Genomic DNA, 17,467 nt, shown 5'->3' with positions numbered 1-17,467 from the left:
CACAATCTAGCCTAGTAGATAAGCATTCGGGAAACATCAGAAATATGCCGTGTCGACTGATTTCCATGGCAGATGCGAACTCATGGGCACACCGGCGTCAGCAAACACATATTCCCATATGCAAAAAGGGCCGGCGCATGGCACCGACCCTCATCGCATTCATATAGCGGGAAAGCCCGGACTTAGAAGTCCATGCCACCCATACCACCCATGCCACCCATATCAGGGACACCGGCAGATTCTTTTTTCTCTGGCAGCTCGGCAACCATGGCTTCGGTGGTGATCAGCAGACCAGCGATGGAAGCAGCGTCCTGCAGGGCAACACGCACAACTTTCGCAGGATCGATCACGCCGAATGAGAACATGTCGCCATATTCACCGGTTGCAGCGTTGTAACCGAATTTTGCATCGTTTGCATCGCGCACCTTGCCAGCAACGATAGAGGCATCAACGCCTGCATTTGAAGCGATCTGGCGAATTGGTGCCTGCAGTGCACGACGAACGATTTCAATGCCGGTTTTCTGATCAGCATTGACTGGTGCACAGGTATCGAGAGCCTTGATACCGAACAGCAGAGCAGAACCACCACCAGCAACAACGCCTTCTTCAACAGCAGCGCGGGTAGCGTGCATGGCGTCATCAACGCGGTCTTTCTTCTCTTTCACTTCAACTTCGGTCGCACCACCGACACGGATCACGGCAACACCGCCAGCCAGCTTGGCCAGACGCTCTTGCAGTTTCTCACGGTCGTAATCAGAGGTGGTGTTTTCGATTTGTTGCTTGATCTGGCCAACGCGGGCTTCGATGTCGGCTTTCTCGCCAGCACCGTCAACGATGGTGGTCTCGTCCTTGGTAATGCGGACTTTCTTGGCGGTGCCGAGCATGTCGAGGGTGACATTCTCGAGCTTGATGCCGAGGTCTTCGGAAACCAACTCACCATTGGTCAGGATCGCCATGTCTTCCATCATCGCCTTGCGACGATCACCGAAGCCTGGAGCCTTGACGGCAGCAACCTTGAGGCCGCCACGCAGTTTGTTGACCACGAGGGTAGCAAGCGCTTCGCCTTCAACGTCCTCAGCGATGATCAGCAGCGGACGGCTGGACTGAACAACAGCTTCGAGGATTGGCAGCATGGCCTGCAGGTTAGAGAGTTTTTTCTCGTGATACAGGATGAATGGATTTTCCAGCTCGCAAACCATCTTGTCAGCATTGGTGACGAAGTATGGAGAGAGATAGCCACGGTCGAACTGCATGCCTTCAACGACTTCGAGTTCGGTTTCCAGTGACTTGGCTTCCTCAACGGTGATGACGCCTTCATGGCCGACTTTTTCCATGGCTTCAGCGATCATCTTGCCGATTTCTTCATCGCCATTGGCGGAAATGGTACCGACCTGAGCGATTTCGGAATTGGCGTTCACCTTGCTGGCGCGACCCTTGAGGTCGGCGACAACGGCTTCAACAGCCATGTCGATACCGCGCTTGAGGTCCATCGGGTTCATGCCGGCAGCAACCGACTTCACACCTTCACGAACGATCGCCTGAGCGAGAACGGTAGCGGTGGTGGTGCCATCACCGGCAAGATCATTGGTCTTGCTGGCAACTTCACGGACCATTTGCGCGCCCATGTTCTCGAACTTGTCTTTCAGTTCGATTTCCTTGGCAACGCTGACACCGTCCTTGGTGATGCGTGGTGCGCCGAAAGATTTGTCGATAACGACGTTACGGCCTTTTGGACCGAGGGTGACTTTTACGGCATTGGCGAGAATGTCGACACCTTTCAGCATACGCTGACGGGCATCGGCATCAAATTTGACTTCTTTTGCAGCCATGGAATTGGCTCCTCTTGAATATTATGCGTTGATAATGGAACTGGGGATCAAAGAGATCAGGCAGCTTTCGCAGCAGCCTTACCGTCGATCACACCCATGATGTCGCTTTCCTTCATGACGAGCAGATCTTCGCCATCGATGCGGACTTCGGTGCCTGACCATTTGCCGAACAGGACGCGGTCGCCCGGCTTGACGTCCAGAGGCTGGACCTTGCCGGTTTCGTCGCGGGCGCCGGAACCAACGGCGACAACTTCGCCCTCGGATGGCTTTTCCTTGGCATTGTCAGGAATGATGATGCCGCCAGCGGTTTTATCTTCGCTTTCGATGCGGCGGACAAGAACACGGTCATGCAATGGGCGGAAGCTCATTGATGGTTCTCCCTCATTTGTTTGGATGCCGGTCGGTTTGATGACCCGGGCGATCCTTGGGTTGAAAAACAGGAACGACTCGACCGGAAAATCAGTTGTTAGCACTCAGCCCGGAGGAGTGCCAAACAGGTATGAGATCGCGGCCCGGATATCAAGAGGGAGTCTTTGCATAATGTTTGTGCAAATATTGCTTTTTTTGCCCATATAACGACACAAAATTAGCAGCACTCTCGGGCGCCGAGTGCTAAAGCCCTGATATAAAGCAATTTTTTATTGTCTATATACACAATACACCACACACTTATTGGGTGATCCCTGAACCGGGGATCGCGTCCCTGAGCCGAGAAACGGCCAAACTAGTTGTGAGGTGACCGATGAGCTTGATTAAACAACTGGACAACTACCGCCTGACCACGGCGGAAATTCTCTACCATATGCCGGATCATCCGGACCTGCTGCAGAGCTACATCTGGCAGGAATATGATATGGCCCCGAAATTCCCGGTTTTGAAAAAGTTTCTGGATTTCTGGGCCCGCGAGATCGACGGCAAGCTGCATTCCGTCAATATCTCCAGCAAGGGCATCATCAGCGCCAACGACCTCGGACTGCGCGACAGCGAATACGCGCTGCACTAGGAGAAGGGCAGATCGGGCTCAGGCTTACATTGCCAGCGCGCGGCGAGGTTCTTCTGTCGGTTTCGGCGAAGGCGGTGCGGTTTCCAGATATTGCCGCGTTGCGCGCGCCATACCGTAGCCATGGGTTTGATGACTAGGCAGCCGTTCGGCGCCCGCTTGGTATTTGCGATCATGCTCCGGAGGGCTGATTTCACCGATGCCGGACATGGCAACCTGGGTCAGCCCGGCCTTGTAATCGCTGTCGTCAATCGCGCCCATAGCCCGCAATTCGCGCAAGGATTTGGCGGCAACGGTCGCGATATTGTCCCGACGGATCGTGTCGATCGTCGCATTGGTGCCGCCGGACAGATTGTGCCGCCCCTTGGTATTGGGGTAATTCCACTCTTGCTCCTTCCCTTTAGGGTCATGGAAGGAACTGGAAACCCTGAATGACGTATCGGTTTCCGCCGAACGAACATTGGCATAATCCGGCGTCTGGTTAAGCGACTGGTTAAGCTTCTTCGCCACTTCCCAGAAATGCTCCTTCGGCATGCCCCCCTGAACCAGTTGAATACTGTCCGGCGCACCATGATTGCGCTGCTCGTCTTCACCATAGGCCTTGATTACAAAGCCGCCGAGATGGGATTTTCCAGGTGTGAAATCGATTTGGATAGTACGTGGCATATCAGGCAGTCCCTAAAATTACATGCGTGGCTTGGCAACGTCTCGCTGTTCGGCCTTCGGGGCTGCCGGTGCCGCATCATGGGCATGGGCTTTACGCCAGCCGGACAGCTTGCCCGCTGCATCGCTCGCCGGCGTAGAAACCGCCGCCGGTGCATCCATGGTTGATGGCATGTCCGGCATGGGTGCCTTACCCATCAGTTTTTTGCTGTCCTCAACAAAGGTGGCCCGGCGCATGGACTTGGCGCGCCTTTCCATTGCCATACCACCATTACGGTTACTCTCGCTTTGTTCAGACATATAGCCTTCCAGCGACGCAAGGGTCAGCGGGCCACTGGCCTTCTCGACCAAAATCGGTTTGTCGCGGCCCCGCTCATGCTTGGGCACCATATGGGTCCAACGTGCACCGGCGGGATCCGCCGGATCGGAGACAACATCGATATGTCCGTGAAGGGCCCTGAACCGTGCCCCATTTTCCGGAACCGGATTGCTGTCGGTACCCCGCATACGGAAGGTGCTGCCACGCTCACGCTGATTGAACTCGGCCAACACTGTTTCGGCATGACCCAGCGGCAGGGCAGCATGGCCAGTATCTTGAGCAACCTTCGCCTCGGCGCGATGGGCGAGATGATCGCGGGCCGCACGGTTGGCCAGCTTGCCAACGCCTTCAAAGTGCCGCCCCTCTTCATAAGAGACCTCACCGTCAGCACGGCGCAGAACCGTTGTCGGCTTCGCTTCACCGAGTGTATTTGTCTTTGAAGATGCGAGGCTGAAATCATTGGAGCCGGCAACCGGATCACCACCCCTGCCGGGAACGCTGTCGGTCAGGACGGCCTGACCGGTATCGGCATCATACCGGAACTTATAGGTCTGGATATGCTGAGCAGACGCATAGTTCAGCACAGCCCGGTCAAACGCGTTGACATAGGCCTGCGCCTCGGTCGGATCGGCAACCGGCGTCGTGGCAATGGTTTTGGCACCACCCACACCATCAACAGCAGTGCGTGTTGTTACCGCAAGGCCATCCGGGCCTTCCTTCAGCGTATGGGTGTAAAGTGGGTCACGGAACGTACCGCTGGTCATCTGACCGGAGGTTTGCGGACGATCCAGAAGATCGGTGGCGTTCATAATCCCTCAAAATACCTTCGTGACATTCCTTACCATAATACAAAAGAGGCGGGAGAGCCTGTCTTTTAGGCGGGAGAGCCTTCACCTGAGAGTTTTTTACCGGACGAAGGAAGGGGAGTAAGTACACGTTACCCAACCGACCAGAAAGCGCAAGTCATATTTGAAAACCAATCGGAAGTTTTTTGTGCGCAAGTTTCCAACATACCTGCCTGCGGCGCAGACGCGCGGGATACTGGCCAGACGAACAGGCAGCCTCTATATCGACCGATAGTCGCAATCAACAGCCACCAAACCGCCCTGAGCAGCCATGACCGAGCTATCAGCAACAGAAACCGTCCCCGTTACCACCACGGCAGCTGCACCGCACGCATCCAACCGTGCCATCACGCTGTGGCTGTGGGTCAGCGCCTTCATGGTGTTTGCCATGGCGGTGATCGGTGCGATTACCCGACTGACCGAGTCCGGGCTCTCCATGGTCGAATGGCGACCGCTGATTGGTGCCCTGCCGCCGATGACCGAAACCGAATGGCAGCGGGTATTCGACCTCTACCGCCAATCCCCGGAATACCAGCTGAAAAACAGCGGCATGGCGCTCGAGCAGTTCAAGAGCATCTTTTTCTGGGAGTGGTTTCACCGCCTCTGGGGCAGAACGATTGGCCTCGTTTATGGCCTGCCGTTCTTCTGGTTTCTCCTGCGTCGCCAGATCCCGACCGGCTACCACGGTCGGCTGTGGCTGTTGCTGGCGCTTGGCGGACTGCAAGGGGTCATCGGCTGGTATATGGTGATGAGTGGTCTCGTCGACCGGCCATCGGTCAGCCATTACCGTCTGGCCCTGCATCTGGGTGCCGCAACGCTGATCTTTGCCCTGCTGGTGCATACGGCGGTGCGGATCGGCCAGATCGGCAAGCCCCTGCCCACTACCATCGCGCCGCCCAGTCTGGTCGCCCATGGCTGGTTCGGGCTGGCGCTGGTGGCCATGACCATCGCCTGGGGGGCTTTTGTTGCCGGGCTCGATGCCGGGCTGTTCTACAATACGTTTCCGCTGATGAATGACAGCTGGCTGCCGACCGAGATTTACGATGTTCGCCCCTTGTGGCTCGGCCTGATCGACAATCCGGCGCTGGTACAATTCACCCACCGCTATCTGGCGATGTTTACGGCGCTGGTACTGGCAATCCTCGCGATCCGCGGCTGGCGCACCCTGACACTGCCGCTTGCCGCCCGTCGGCTGGCGCTGCTGGTCGGTGCCATGGCGCTGGTCCAGACCGGCCTCGGCATCGCCACACTGCTGAGTCAGGTAATGATCCCGCTCGCCGCCCTGCATCAGGCCGGTGCCCTGACCCTGCTCGCCCTGCTGGTCAGCCTCCTGACCCTGCTGCCGCGACAGCTCAATTCCTGAATCCAAGTAACGGGCATAAAAAAAGGGCTGCGATGTACGCAGCCCTTTTTGCAATTTTTTGAAAGCTTTTTATCGCTTAGGCGGCGTTGGCGACTTCGCCCATGTCGCCGATCATGTCGATCGCCTGATCGAGCAGTGCTTTCAGCTCTTCAGCATCGGTGATGGTCGAGGTCATCATGGAACCGCTGACGGTGGTGGCATCGTCAGAGACGGTGGCACCGGCAGTGGTCAGAGCCTCGGCAACATCGGCAGCTGCGCTGACCTTGCGACCGGCAGCGCGCTCGAATTTGGCGAGCAGCTCAGGCGCATGGCCGAACAGAACCATTGGTTTTTCAGCATCAACGAAACCGGTCATGATGCGGCGGGCGTGAGGATTGGCGGCCAGCTTGTCGATGCTGCGCTTGCCACCTGGAACAACCAGAGCGGTGAAGTCAGCGGCAAGAACATCGCCCAACTGCTTATCAATCGGGAAATAGTGGCCCCAGGAGCTCTCGTGCCAGCCATTGACCAGACCGTTCTCCGGGCTGATGACCGTAACTTGGGCACCGGTGCCAGCAAACCGACGTTGAACTTCGGTGAAATGAACTTCTTCAAAACCGTTAGCAACCAGAACCGCAATTTGGCGACCGTTGAGAACTTTATCTGTCATGGAAATCTCCTGCATTGTGCATTGTTGTCAGTAATTCGCCCCGATCGCGGCACCAGCTGTAGGGAAGCGGGCCACAGTGAAGCGACATATCAATCAAGGCTTCTGATGTCTGCCTGTATGCATGCGCGGTGCCGGACCTTTGCAGCCCAGCGGGGTGGGCCTGTCCAGTTCTATGCGTGACGCAAAGTGCGCGAATGTCTTGGCGACACGTCATAACGGCGTCGCTGTTCGCAAACCCGGTCATCCCGGTTCGGGATCTGACAATCAGAGGACTGTTTTATCGATGACTGGAAAATGGTGGCAAACCAGCTTTCAGTCAATCAGGTAAATCGGGTGCCCCGTATGCGTATAAACCATATGTCGCACAATCCGGTGGTTTCCGATGTATGGATACATGTGAAACTAACGGGCAGTGCGGCAAGGTGACGCCAATTTCACCCAATATACAGCATATTCAACCATTTGGATTGCCTCGATTCGATTGCAAGCTAAAGTGCCCGAATGGCTGATATGCGTCTTCCGAAACCGATCCTTGCACTGGCCGCCATCATCATTGGCGCGGGCCTCACATGGCTGTGGCATGCGGGTGCACCGGAGCATGCATATCCAGTCGCCGCCATCCCGCAATTCGAACAGTTCACCCAGCGCAACACCTGTGGCGACCAGCGTAGCACCCAACATGCCACCATGCTGCTGCGCGCTGCTGCGCCAGCAGGCATTGTTACCGAGGCCCGATGGATCGAGATTGCCGACCCGGCGCTGACGGAACCGCTGCGGCTGCAGATCGAGCCATCACAAGCCGATGGCGCGCCAGGCAGTTATCGTTACCCGCAACTGTTCGGCAAAGCCGGGCATGAGGAGCAGTGGCGCCCATACTGCCAGGACGGCAATTGCGCATTCAGCATTATTTACTACGCCAATGAACTGGCCCCGGCAGCGGATTATCAGCGCGATATTATCCTGACACTCGGCACGGATGCCGATGAAACCGGGGAGAGCAAGCGTTATCAGGCTGGCTATTACCGCAAGGCACTGCCACCACGGGCAACCACAGCAACCGGGGCCGCCTTTGTCCCGATAGAAGGGGCTATCGACGAGGACAGGCTGTCGCTCACCGTTACACCGACCTACAAGGCCGACAGCCTGATCAAGTTCCAGATTGAGGACGCCGCGGGCAAACGCGAGGTCGAGCACCAGCTGCCGTCCGGTGCCATCGGCACGATCAGCGCGAGTGAGCCATTACAGCCACCGGTCACCTATGCCGCCGGGTTCATCCTGACCCATGATGCCACCCGTAACCGCACGCTGGAGAACAAGCTGGAACTGGCCAACAGCCGGGACAGCTTCTTCAGCTGTAAGGCAACGAGCACTAGAGAAACGTCAGACGCGCCTCAACCAGATCAGCGGTAACGCCCAGTACATAGATTTGCGTCGCGCCGAACTCAATCACCGTGCCACCGGCGATATCGACGAACAGCGAGGGCGTTTCCTGTATCGCGATCACGTCCATTGCAGGATCGAAATCAACAATCACATCATTGCCGTCATTGCGCTCGAACAGATAGGCATCGCTGCCGGCACCACCGACCAGCGTATCGGCCCCGGCCCCGCCGACCAGCACATCATCGCCGAGATTGCCGAACAGCCAGTCATCATCGCGGTTACCGAACAGTGTGTCCTGATCCTGCCCGCCATAGAGGACATCATTGCCCTGTCCACCGAACAGAATGTCATCCTGCAGATTGCCAAAAACCGTATCGGCCTCGAGATTGCCGTAGACAACATCATTGTCCCGGCCACCAAACAACGTGTCGGTATCGCGGCCACCAAACAGGAAGTCCGCGCCCTGGTTGCCATAGATGATGTCCTGCCCGGCATTGCCATAGAGAATATCACCACCGCCCTGGCCCCAGAGCGTATCCGCGCCGGTGAAGCCGAAGCTGCGGTCGGGCGCCGGACTGCCACGCATCTGTTCCGCCCCCTGCAGCGCCAAATAAACAAGGTCAGCATTGCTATCGGCCCAGTCCTGTACCGGCAGGGCCATGTCGGTAATGGTAAATACCGTTGATTGATCGGCCGAACTGACCAGCTCATAGCCGGTGATGGTGCCGGTTGCCTGCAACAGGTCATGACCGATTACGGTTTCGATATAGCCGTTTGCCTTGAGGATCGAGACCTGTGTTTCGCTGGAGAGCAGCAGCTCCACATCCGGGCTGTCGAGCGCCGACAGGCCGGTTGGATCAAATGCCAGACCGGCCTCGGTCAGAATAGTCAGAACCGTCATCAACCCGCCCGATCAGCTGGCAATACTCTCATCCGACAGCACCCAGTCGGGACGAACCCAGTGACAGGTATAGCCGTTCGGGTGCTGGACCAGATAATCCTGATGCACCGCTTCGGCTTCCCAGAAATCACCGACAGGGGCGAGCTCGGTCACCACCTTGCCCGGCCATTTGCCCGACGCCTCAACGGCATGGATAACGCTTTCTGCCACCTGCTTCTGGGCCTCATCGGCATAAAAAATCGCCGAGCGGTATTGCGAGCCGCGATCATTGCCCTGCCGATCCACCGTGGTCGGGTCATGCTGCTGGAAGAAAAACTCCAGCAGGCGGCGATAGGTCAGGACCGATGGGTCGAAACTGATCTCGATTGCCTCGGCATGACCGGTATCGCCCTTCTTGACGAGGTCATAGGTCGCATTCGGCACGTTGCCGCCGGTGTAGCCGACGCGGGTTGCCTGTACGCCGGGCACCTTGCGGATCAGATCCTGCATGCCCCAGAAGCACCCACCGGCGAGGACGGCAATTTCAGTATCAGCCATGATGTTTTCTCCAGACTTTATTCTTGTTCCTGCACTTCCAGATCGTGACGCCCGGCAGCAATATCCAGTAGCAACCGTTCACAGTACCGTCAGGGTGATCAGGACCACAAAGACGACTTATTGACCGGGTCGATCAGAAAAGCCAAAGCGCGGCGTGCTAGGTTGCGGCATCCCGGCGCTGAGCTGGGCATTCATCGCATGGAATTCATGGAAGCTGGTGAGATTGTCGATCACCTCGACCGAAGCAAACAGAATGCAGCCGTTGACATAGATGAAATTGGCGGCATTCAGCTTCTGGATATTGTAGATGCCGCCAACATTGACCGTGCTGACATCATAATAAACGAAGTGTTCGGGGTTAAGATAGAAGGTGTTGCCGAACATGTATTGGGCAGCGGCAAGCTCGGTCGGGCGGGTCTTCTCGATATAGCCCAGATAGTTACGCACCTTGGCCGAACGCTCGATCAGCCCTTCCTTGACCCGGTTGTTGATGCTCTGGAAATCATTCACGGTGAATGATCCCTGCATCTCCTCATTCCGGTTCATGATGCCGACACTGACCGTCGACGGCACGGCCCATTGTTCATGGACATAGAAGCTGCTCTGGTAAACCGCCGAAAAGGTCTGGTTCGGCAGCTGTTCATTGAGGAAATTGGTCAGGGTCATCGACTTGCTGACCGGCAGGAACGGCTCCGGCAGGCGGATCGCCACCGGATGCGGACAGCCGGACACATCGATCTGGTCAGAATAATAGCTTTCCTTGGTCGTCAGCCCGGTATCCCCGCTGAGCACACCTGATTGCGCCAGGACATGGGAGGGCAGTACTGCCGTTGTTAGGGCCAAGACGGCAGCCAGAGCAGAAGTCGTCAGCCAAGAGCCCTTGATAACGGTCCCGCTAGTTTTAGATTTCAAAGGCACCAAAGAACGAGCCCCCATGCTCAAGTCCATACAAACCGGATCAGATAATCAGATTACCGGGCTATGGTCATAAAGACCAGCATCTTACCAGCCACATATTGCCGCCATCTTCTGTATGCACTATGGCATCCCCATGACCTCAACAGGTTCAGCCCCTGATCACATATTGTTGACCACTATGTTCAAAACACCGCACCGCCATACTACCGGGTTCACTTGGCCCGCCCGCCTTCTCGCCGCCTTGCTGCTGGCCCTGACAGTCCTTATGCCGGATATGGCCCGGGCTACCGATCTGCTGCCCTCACCGATACCGCTGAATGAGGCTGATCAGGCGATTGTCGAGCGGATCGAGGATTATATGAGCGGGGTCAGCACCGCGACCGCGCGATTTGTCCAGCGCCATGACAACGGGGAGACCGCCACCGGCACGTTCTACCTGTCCCGGCCGGGCAAACTGCGCTTTGCCTATGAGACACCGAATGACAGCTTTGTCGTCGCCGACGGCACCTTCATCTATTTCTGGGATGCCGAGCTGGAACAGGTCTCGCAGACCACAATCGGCCAGACCCTCGCCTATGTGCTGCTGCAGGACGAGATCGAGTTGAACAACCCGGACCCGAACGATCCCGGTGCAGTAGCAGTGCGTGGCCTGCTGGTCGATGACAACGAAATCGTACTGGCACTTGAGCTGGCCCATGATCCGGGTCAGGGCCAGTTGACCGTCGCGTTTCAGGAAGAGCCGCTGATGCTCAAGCGCTGGACCGTACTCGATGCCCAGGGCTTCAAAACCATTGTCGAGATGGAAGACTGGCATGAGGGCGTACCGCTCTCACGCGATCTGTTCTACTTCTCCCGCCCCGGCTTTGGTGGCGTGGACAAGAGCCAGTGATGCCAGGCTGATGTAGCCTATCAGCCCAGATGCGTCAGATAGGATGGCGGCAGGGCAAAGGCACCGACATGCACGTCAGGCGTGTAGAACTTTGTCACGATACCGCTGTCAGCATAGCGTTTTCGCAGTTCTTCAACCGGCGTTTGTCGGACTGCCGGACTTTTACAACCCCAACCGAGCAGCATATCACCGCCAACATAGGTCGGCACCGGCGCACGGGTGAAGCCGAAATCGGCCACCAGTGGCTTGAGACCATCATGGGTCAGCTTTGAACTCTCCGGCTCCCAGAGCGGCACACCCGACTGGGTCACAACAACGCCCTGTTCGGTCAGGCAGCCGACAACGGATTTGTAGAAGGATGGATCAAACAGCACCCGGCCCGGACCAACCGGGTCGGTGCTGTCGATAATGATCACATCAAATTTCTCATCGGTCTCGGCGACAAATTTGGCACCATCCGTGATGATCACATTAGCGCGCGGATCGTCATAGGCACCGGCACTGATCATCGGCAGGTATTCAAGGGACAGGTCAATCACGCTCTGGTCGATTTCAACCAGCGTGACCTGCTCCACGGATTTGTGCATCAGACAGTGGCGCAGCACGCCGCCATCGCCGCCGCCGATAATCAGCACCCGTCTGGCAGCGCCATGGGCGAGGATCGGCAGATGCGACATCATCTCGTGATAGATAAATTCGTCGGAGGTGGTTAGCTGGACAATACTGTCCAGCGCCAGAATCCGTCCGAACCGGTCATGATCGAAGATGATCAGATCCTGATGCTCGGACTTGTCCTGATAAACCACGGAACCGACGCGATAGAGCGCACTGAAATCGTCGTAGAGACGTTCTTCAAACCACTGAACCATGCCGGATCAACTATCCATATCCACATCGCCGCGCAGCAGCTCATTGACCACGACACGACCGGGCTGAAATGCCTGACGCAGGATCGGAATGGTTTTGGCGGGCTCGCTGTCACCGCACATGAACACGTCCAGTGCCGCATAGTTGCGCTCGGGCCAGGTGTGAATGCTGATATGGGATTCTGCCAGTACCGCCACACCGGAGACACCGCCATTGGGGGTGAAGTGGTGCAGGTGGATGTGCAGCAGGGTCGCCTTGGCAGCATGAACGGCCGTGGTCAGCGCCGCTTCGATATGCTCGATGTCATCAAGGCGTGATGCATCCCAGAGATCAATGATCAGGTGCTCACCGGCGAAAACCTTGCCGTTTCGCGTGATGAAGTGATCGTTATCGTGATCGGATGCAGGCCAATGCTCCTGCGCCGAACTGTCGCCAGGCACAGTCGAGATATGGACAACGTTATTATCGCGTTGTTCCTCGGTGCTTTCGCTGTAGGTAACTTGTGCTGCTTCCGTTTGGGCGCTGCTTGGCTGACCGGCCAAGTCGATCCCCAATTGGAAGAGACCGGCTTGCTTTGCCATGTCGGTTCTCCCCAACCAGTAGACCGCACCGGCGCACCGGTGCTTCATGTGTGTGGGTGTGTATGAGGTATAAACCGGCTTTCCAGCAAGAAAATTCGATAGTGGAATCAATTATTTTTTAAACGCCGCCGAAACGGACGGACCAGCAGGCGGGACAGGGACTGGTCGCGCAAGCCCTCGACCCCGATCCGCATATCCGGGAGACGCGCGGTTTTGCTTCTTGTGCCGAAAATCGGGTCCCAGATCGACAGGATCGTGCCGTAATTGCTGTCGGTATCAGAGCGGATCGCGTGATGATGCACCCAATGGATCGACGGGGTGATAATGATCCGGGATAACGCCCGTTCCACCCGGTCCGGCAGCGCGATATTGGAGTGATGAAAGATCGCCGAGAGCAGCACCAGCAACTCGAAGGCCAGCACACTCGACATGGGTATGCCGAGGGCCAGTATAGGGATTACCCGCACGGCGGCGGACAAAACCACCTCACCCACATGAAACCGCACGGCGCTCGTGGTATCGAGCCGCTCATCCATGTGGTGGATTTCATGGAAGCGCCAGAGGAACTGGATTTCATGGTTCAGCCGGTGCCACCAGTAGATCGCCAGATCGAGCACCAGAATATCCAGCACCAGCCCGAACCAGCCCTGCAGAAAATCCGGGCGGGCAACCGGCGATGCCTCGGCCGCCAGCAGGGTGATCGGCAGCACGATCAGTGGCGAGATCAGGATATTGCCAGCCCAGAGCACGCCGTTACGCATCAGGCGACGCCAGCCGAACCACCCCTCATCGGGTGGCGGAGGGTGGCGCATGGCATCAAGCGCCCGTGGTCGCCAGCGCTCAAGCGTGAATAGCAGGGCGAGCCAGCCACCGACAGCAGCAATCTTGATGATCAGAAACAATGTGCTTTGGTCCATGGCCGACATTATGTGATCCTGTATCGAGATCACCAAGATCGACCAACAAAACTGTGATGTGAAGAGAGTGCGATAAAATGGCTATGCCCGTCATCGGTGTCACCGGCTGTTATGAACCCGCAGCCAATCCTGACAAGGACCTGCCCCGCTGGCAGGTGAAGATGCCCTATATTCAGGCGGTTCTCGGGGCCATGAATGCCGCCCCGATGATCCTGCCCGGCGGTGCCACCGAGGCCATGCGTCCGGCGGTTATCGACACATGGCTCGGCACCATCGACGGCCTGCTGGTCACCGGCAGCCCCTCGAATGTGGAGCCACATCACTACAAAGGCGATGCCAGCGAGACAGGCACCCTGCACGACCCGGCCCGTGACAGCTATACCTTGCCGCTCATCCGACGGGCCATTGAGCTTGGCGTGCCCCTGCTCGCCATCTGTCGCGGCCATCAGGAACTGAATGTCGCTCTCGGCGGCTCACTGCATCAGAAAATTCACGAGGTGCCCGGGCATTTCAACCACCTGCCGGACAAGTCACTGCCGATTGCCGAACAGTTCGGTGCGGCGCATATGGTCCAGCACCGCCCCGGCGGCTTCTTCCAGCAGCTGATGGATTGCGATGAAAGCCTCGTGAACTCCTATCACGCACAGGCGATCAATCATCTGTCGTCACGGCTGCAGGCGGAAAGCAGCGCACCGGACGGCACGATTGAGGCCGTTACCGTGCGGGACGCGAAAAACTTTGCCCTTGGCGTACAGTGGCACCCGGAATGGGGATATGACACCAGCGAAACGTCAAAGGCGATTTTCACCAGCTTCCTTGACGCCTGCCGCGCGCGTCAGTTGAACAAGATCGCGACACCGGAAAGCATGGCCGTCAGCGCCTGACCCGTGGATCACGGGATATTGTACCCACCCCCTTGACGGCAAGTGGATTGCCCGCGCAGATTGGCCCGTCCTGATCGTTCCGATCACCAATCCCGTGCAGGTACCATGTCACAATCATTCGTCATTGCCCCGCCACCGGTCACCGCCCTGACCGTCGATGGCTCCACCGATGCCTTTCCGGTACGCCGGGTATTCTGTGTCGGCAAGAATTACGCCGATCATGTCCGTGAAATGGGCGGCGACCCGAAGGACACGCCGCCGGTATTCTTCACCAAACCTGCCGATGCCGCGATCCCGGCCGATGACAGCGGCAGCCATGTCATCGCCTATCCACCGATGACCGAAGACCTGCATTACGAGGCCGAACTCGTGGTCGCCCTGCAATCCGGTGGCCGCGACATTGCTGTCGCCGATGCGCTGGGCTGCGTTTACGGCTATGGCGTCGGCATCGACTTCACCCGCCGCGATATTCAGCGTGCCATGTCCAAGGCCGGGCACCCGTGGGATATGGCCAAGGGGTTTGACCAGTCCGGTATTGTCGGCCCGATCAAGCCCCTGCCCGGTCAGGACTATACCGAGGGCCGCATCAGCCTCAGCGTTGATGGCGAGACAAAACAGGATGCACCGCTGAGTGACATGATCTGGAAACTGCCGGAAATCATCAGCACCCTGTCCCGGTTCGTTGCGCTGAAACCCGGCGATATTATCTTCACCGGCACACCGGCAGGGGTCGGCCCGGTGGTCAAGGGCAACCGGCTCAACGTCAGCGTTGACGGCCTGCCATCAATCACCCTGACGATTGGCTAGGAACTATCGGATGTCACTGAGCAATCTCCGCATCGCCACCTGGAATATCAACTCTGTCCGGCTCCGCATCGACATGGTGCTGCGGTTTCTGGCCGAGCATAATCCCGATGTCCTCTGCCTGCAGGAAACCAAGTCACCGGACGGCAATTTCCCGACCAAAGCGTTCGAGGATGCCGGATATGGCCATATCCACAAGATCGGCATGAAGGGCTATAACGGCGTTGCGGTCATCTCAAAACACCCGTTTGAATCCACCGAGATCGTCGATCATTGCGGTCGTCAGGATTGCCGTCATGTGGCAGCTCGTCTGGCTGGTGGTGCTGAGGTGCACTCGATCTATATCCCGGCAGGCGGCGACATTCCCGACCCGGTCGAGAACGACAAATTCGCCCACAAGCTCGACTTCGTGACCGAGTTGCAGGACTGGTTCGCCAAAAACCGCAAAAAGGACGATGCTCTGGTCGCGGTCGGTGACTTCAATATCGCGCCGCTGGAAACCGATGTCTGGTCGCACAAACAACTGCTCAAGGTTGTCAGCCACACCCCGATCGAGGTTGACCATCTGAACGAGCTGCAATCGGCCTTCGACTGGTTCGACGCGGTCCGCGCCATCATCCCGCCGGAGGAGAAGGTCTATACCTGGTGGAGCTATCGTGCTCGCGACTGGGAAGCCGCAGACCGGGGCCGCCGCCTCGATCATATCTGGGTGACGCAACCACTGGCCGCCAATGTCAAACATGCCGAGGTCATCAAACCGGCACGTGGCTGGGAGCCGAAACCATCGGACCACTGCCCGGTTTTCGTCGACCTCGCCTTTTGATGCTCCCCCGTTTATCTTACCGCCTTAACCAAGCTGCTTATCGATTATGACTGATCACCAGAATACTGTTTCCATGCTGCTCTGCCGCCATGGCCCAACCACCTGGAACAAGGCCGGCCGGGTTCAGGGCCAGACCGATGTGCCGCTGTCCGATGCCGGACGTCAACTGGTCCGAAAGTGGCGTATCCCGGAACAGTGCAAGGATTTTGCCTGGACGGCGAGCCCGTTGATCCGGGCACAGGAAACCGCCAATCGCCTCGGCGCGGTCAATCTCAAGACCGATATGCGGCTGGCCGAGACCAGCTGGGGCGACTGGGACGGCTGGAAACTCGCCGATATTCGCGCGACGTTCCCCGAGCGCATGGCAAAAATGGAAGCCGCCGGCCTCGACTTCCATCCACCCAATGGCGAAAGCCCGCGCATCGTGCAGGAACGTCTCAAGGACTTCCTGAAGGATTTCCACGCTGCTGGCACCGATACCATCGTTGTCTGCCACAAGGGCATCATCCGCGCCTTCTACAGCCTCGCAACCGGCTGGGACATGCAGGAAGAGCCTGAAGAACGGCTCGGCGATGGCTGCTGCCACCTGATGCGGGTTCTGCCCGGTGGCGGGATCGAGGTTGACCGGATCAACATCCCGCTCAGCGATGATCGCTCGGGCTATGCCTGGTGAGGTTGGGGCTGGAGCCGGATCTGATAGCGCTCCAGCGCCGCTGATCGACCGCCGCTATCACGGTCCAGGCCTGATCGGCGATCTGATCCGGGCCGTGCTGGCATTGGCCGTCACCGGCCTGCCGCTGGTGTTTCTGGCGCTGCATCCCGTACTGCAGATCCTGCTCGGCGGCACAAGCCTGCTGTTTTTCTGGTTCCTGCTGCGCATTGTCGAGCGTCTGTTCACCCGGATCAGCGTCACAGAAACGGCCCTGTCAATCCATGGCTGGCGACAGCGGCAACTTGACTGGGCAGCGCTGAGTGATGTGCGCATGCGTTACTATTCAACCCGGCGCGACCGGAGTAATGGCTGGTTTCAACTGGTACTCAGGGGACAGGGACGACAGCGGCTCGTGCTCGAAAGCGGCATTACGGATTTTGACCAACTGGCCGAGCATGCCGCATGGCAGGCAAAACATCGCGGGCTGACCCTGGATGATGCGACGATAGAAAACATGCTAAATATTGGCGTTCCACATCGATTACTGAGTATAAAGGAACAGTAATCACACACCTTATGCGCGACTGATAATAAGTGCACTGCCGCAACACCAGTTTCCGCTACACACCGCAACTTCCCGCCT

Annotated in this window: 20 protein-coding genes; 9 read left to right on the top strand and 11 right to left on the bottom strand. The window is 57.7% G+C overall.

Annotated elements, in window-relative coordinates; genetic code table 11:
* Positions 1-182: 182 nt before the first annotated feature.
* Positions 183-1,829 (bottom strand): chaperonin GroL, encoded by a 1,647-nt coding sequence (locus CBB62_03570; GenBank protein OUT41434.1) that lies wholly within the window; start codon positions 1,827-1,829, stop codon positions 183-185.
* Positions 1,830-1,885: 56 nt separating this feature from the next.
* Complete coding sequence (locus CBB62_03565) at positions 1,886-2,197, bottom strand: co-chaperone GroES (protein ID OUT41433.1); 312 nt, start codon at positions 2,195-2,197, stop codon at positions 1,886-1,888.
* Between the two features lie 374 nt (positions 2,198-2,571).
* Between CBB62_03565 and CBB62_03560 the strand changes: the two genes are divergently transcribed.
* On the top strand, positions 2,572-2,832 hold the full coding sequence (locus tag CBB62_03560; GenBank protein ID OUT41432.1) for a Usg family protein: 261 nt from the start codon (positions 2,572-2,574) through the stop codon (positions 2,830-2,832).
* A 24-nt stretch (positions 2,833-2,856) separates the two neighbouring features.
* On the opposite strand, the gene CBB62_03555 is transcribed toward CBB62_03560, so the two are convergent.
* On the bottom strand, positions 2,857-3,495 hold the full coding sequence (locus CBB62_03555; protein ID OUT41431.1) for a hypothetical protein: 639 nt from the start codon (positions 3,493-3,495) through the stop codon (positions 2,857-2,859).
* Between the two features lie 18 nt (positions 3,496-3,513).
* Positions 3,514-4,620, bottom strand: a complete 1,107-nt coding sequence (locus CBB62_03550) for a hypothetical protein (GenBank protein ID OUT41430.1) — start codon at positions 4,618-4,620, stop codon at positions 3,514-3,516.
* 307 nt (positions 4,621-4,927) lie between these two features.
* Here CBB62_03550 and CBB62_03545 point away from each other — a divergent pair, with 307 nt between their 5' ends.
* Positions 4,928-6,019 carry a hypothetical protein gene (locus CBB62_03545; GenBank protein ID OUT41429.1) on the top strand — a complete coding sequence of 364 codons (1,092 nt, stop codon included), beginning with the start codon at positions 4,928-4,930 and terminating at the stop codon, positions 6,017-6,019.
* Positions 6,020-6,095: 76 nt separating this feature from the next.
* On the opposite strand, the gene CBB62_03540 is transcribed toward CBB62_03545, so the two are convergent.
* The gene (locus CBB62_03540; protein OUT42625.1) at positions 6,096-6,668 is read right to left on the bottom strand and encodes a hypothetical protein; all 573 of its coding nucleotides are present in this window, start codon (positions 6,666-6,668) and stop codon (positions 6,096-6,098) included.
* A gap of 501 nt (positions 6,669-7,169) precedes the next feature.
* Between CBB62_03540 and CBB62_03535 the strand changes: the two genes are divergently transcribed.
* A complete protein-coding gene (locus tag CBB62_03535; GenBank protein ID OUT41428.1) occupies positions 7,170-8,078 on the top strand; it encodes a hypothetical protein in 909 nt (302 codons plus the stop codon).
* Here the strand turns inward: CBB62_03535 and CBB62_03530 are convergent.
* The 3 genes from CBB62_03530 to CBB62_03520 all read right to left on the bottom strand — a co-directional run bounded on the left by CBB62_03530 (position 8,038) and on the right by CBB62_03520 (position 10,281).
* On the bottom strand, positions 8,038-8,952 hold the full coding sequence (locus CBB62_03530) for a hypothetical protein (protein OUT41427.1): 915 nt from the start codon (positions 8,950-8,952) through the stop codon (positions 8,038-8,040). The two genes, CBB62_03535 and CBB62_03530, sit on opposite strands and share 41 nt — an antisense overlap.
* 12 nt (positions 8,953-8,964) lie before the next feature.
* Positions 8,965-9,489 (bottom strand): peptide-methionine (S)-S-oxide reductase, encoded by a 525-nt coding sequence (locus CBB62_03525; protein OUT41426.1) that lies wholly within the window; start codon positions 9,487-9,489, stop codon positions 8,965-8,967.
* Positions 9,490-9,606: 117 nt separating this feature from the next.
* Positions 9,607-10,281, bottom strand: coding sequence for a hypothetical protein (locus CBB62_03520; GenBank protein ID OUT41425.1), 675 nt, complete (start codon positions 10,279-10,281; stop codon positions 9,607-9,609).
* Positions 10,282-10,522: 241 nt separating this feature from the next.
* Here CBB62_03520 and CBB62_03515 point away from each other — a divergent pair, with 241 nt between their 5' ends.
* Positions 10,523-11,296 (top strand): hypothetical protein, encoded by a 774-nt coding sequence (locus CBB62_03515; GenBank protein OUT41424.1) that lies wholly within the window; start codon positions 10,523-10,525, stop codon positions 11,294-11,296.
* Between the two features lie 20 nt (positions 11,297-11,316).
* On the opposite strand, the gene CBB62_03510 is transcribed toward CBB62_03515, so the two are convergent.
* From CBB62_03510 to CBB62_03500, 3 genes are all read right to left on the bottom strand, one after another.
* Complete coding sequence (locus CBB62_03510) at positions 11,317-12,165, bottom strand: spermidine synthase (GenBank protein ID OUT41423.1); 849 nt, start codon at positions 12,163-12,165, stop codon at positions 11,317-11,319.
* 6 nt (positions 12,166-12,171) lie between these two features.
* The gene (locus tag CBB62_03505; protein ID OUT41422.1) at positions 12,172-12,744 is read right to left on the bottom strand and encodes an adenosylmethionine decarboxylase; all 573 of its coding nucleotides are present in this window, start codon (positions 12,742-12,744) and stop codon (positions 12,172-12,174) included.
* A gap of 107 nt (positions 12,745-12,851) precedes the next feature.
* Positions 12,852-13,661, bottom strand: coding sequence for a hypothetical protein (locus tag CBB62_03500; protein ID OUT42624.1), 810 nt, complete (start codon positions 13,659-13,661; stop codon positions 12,852-12,854).
* 77 nt (positions 13,662-13,738) lie between these two features.
* Between CBB62_03500 and CBB62_03495 the strand changes: the two genes are divergently transcribed.
* The 5 genes from CBB62_03495 (at position 13,739) to CBB62_03475 (ending at position 17,389) form a co-directional block, all read left to right on the top strand.
* Positions 13,739-14,545, top strand: a complete 807-nt coding sequence (locus tag CBB62_03495; GenBank protein ID OUT41421.1) for a hypothetical protein — start codon at positions 13,739-13,741, stop codon at positions 14,543-14,545.
* Positions 14,546-14,650: 105 nt separating this feature from the next.
* On the top strand, positions 14,651-15,352 hold the full coding sequence (locus CBB62_03490) for a fumarylacetoacetate hydrolase (GenBank protein OUT41420.1): 702 nt from the start codon (positions 14,651-14,653) through the stop codon (positions 15,350-15,352).
* 10 nt (positions 15,353-15,362) lie between these two features.
* Positions 15,363-16,172, top strand: a complete 810-nt coding sequence (locus CBB62_03485) for an exodeoxyribonuclease III (protein OUT41419.1) — start codon at positions 15,363-15,365, stop codon at positions 16,170-16,172.
* Between the two features lie 46 nt (positions 16,173-16,218).
* Complete coding sequence (locus CBB62_03480; protein ID OUT41418.1) at positions 16,219-16,845, top strand: hypothetical protein; 627 nt, start codon at positions 16,219-16,221, stop codon at positions 16,843-16,845.
* Positions 16,835-17,389, top strand: coding sequence for a hypothetical protein (locus tag CBB62_03475; GenBank protein ID OUT41417.1), 555 nt, complete (start codon positions 16,835-16,837; stop codon positions 17,387-17,389). The genes CBB62_03480 and CBB62_03475 overlap by 11 nt, the downstream gene beginning before the upstream one ends.
* Positions 17,390-17,467 lie beyond the last annotated feature (78 nt).

Source organism: Micavibrio sp. TMED2 (assembly GCA_002168225.1).
Taxonomy (GTDB): domain Bacteria; phylum Pseudomonadota; class Alphaproteobacteria; order TMED2; family TMED2; genus TMED2.
Note: the sequence above shows the minus strand (reverse complement) of the source record. Positions and strands in the feature narration are given on the sequence as shown.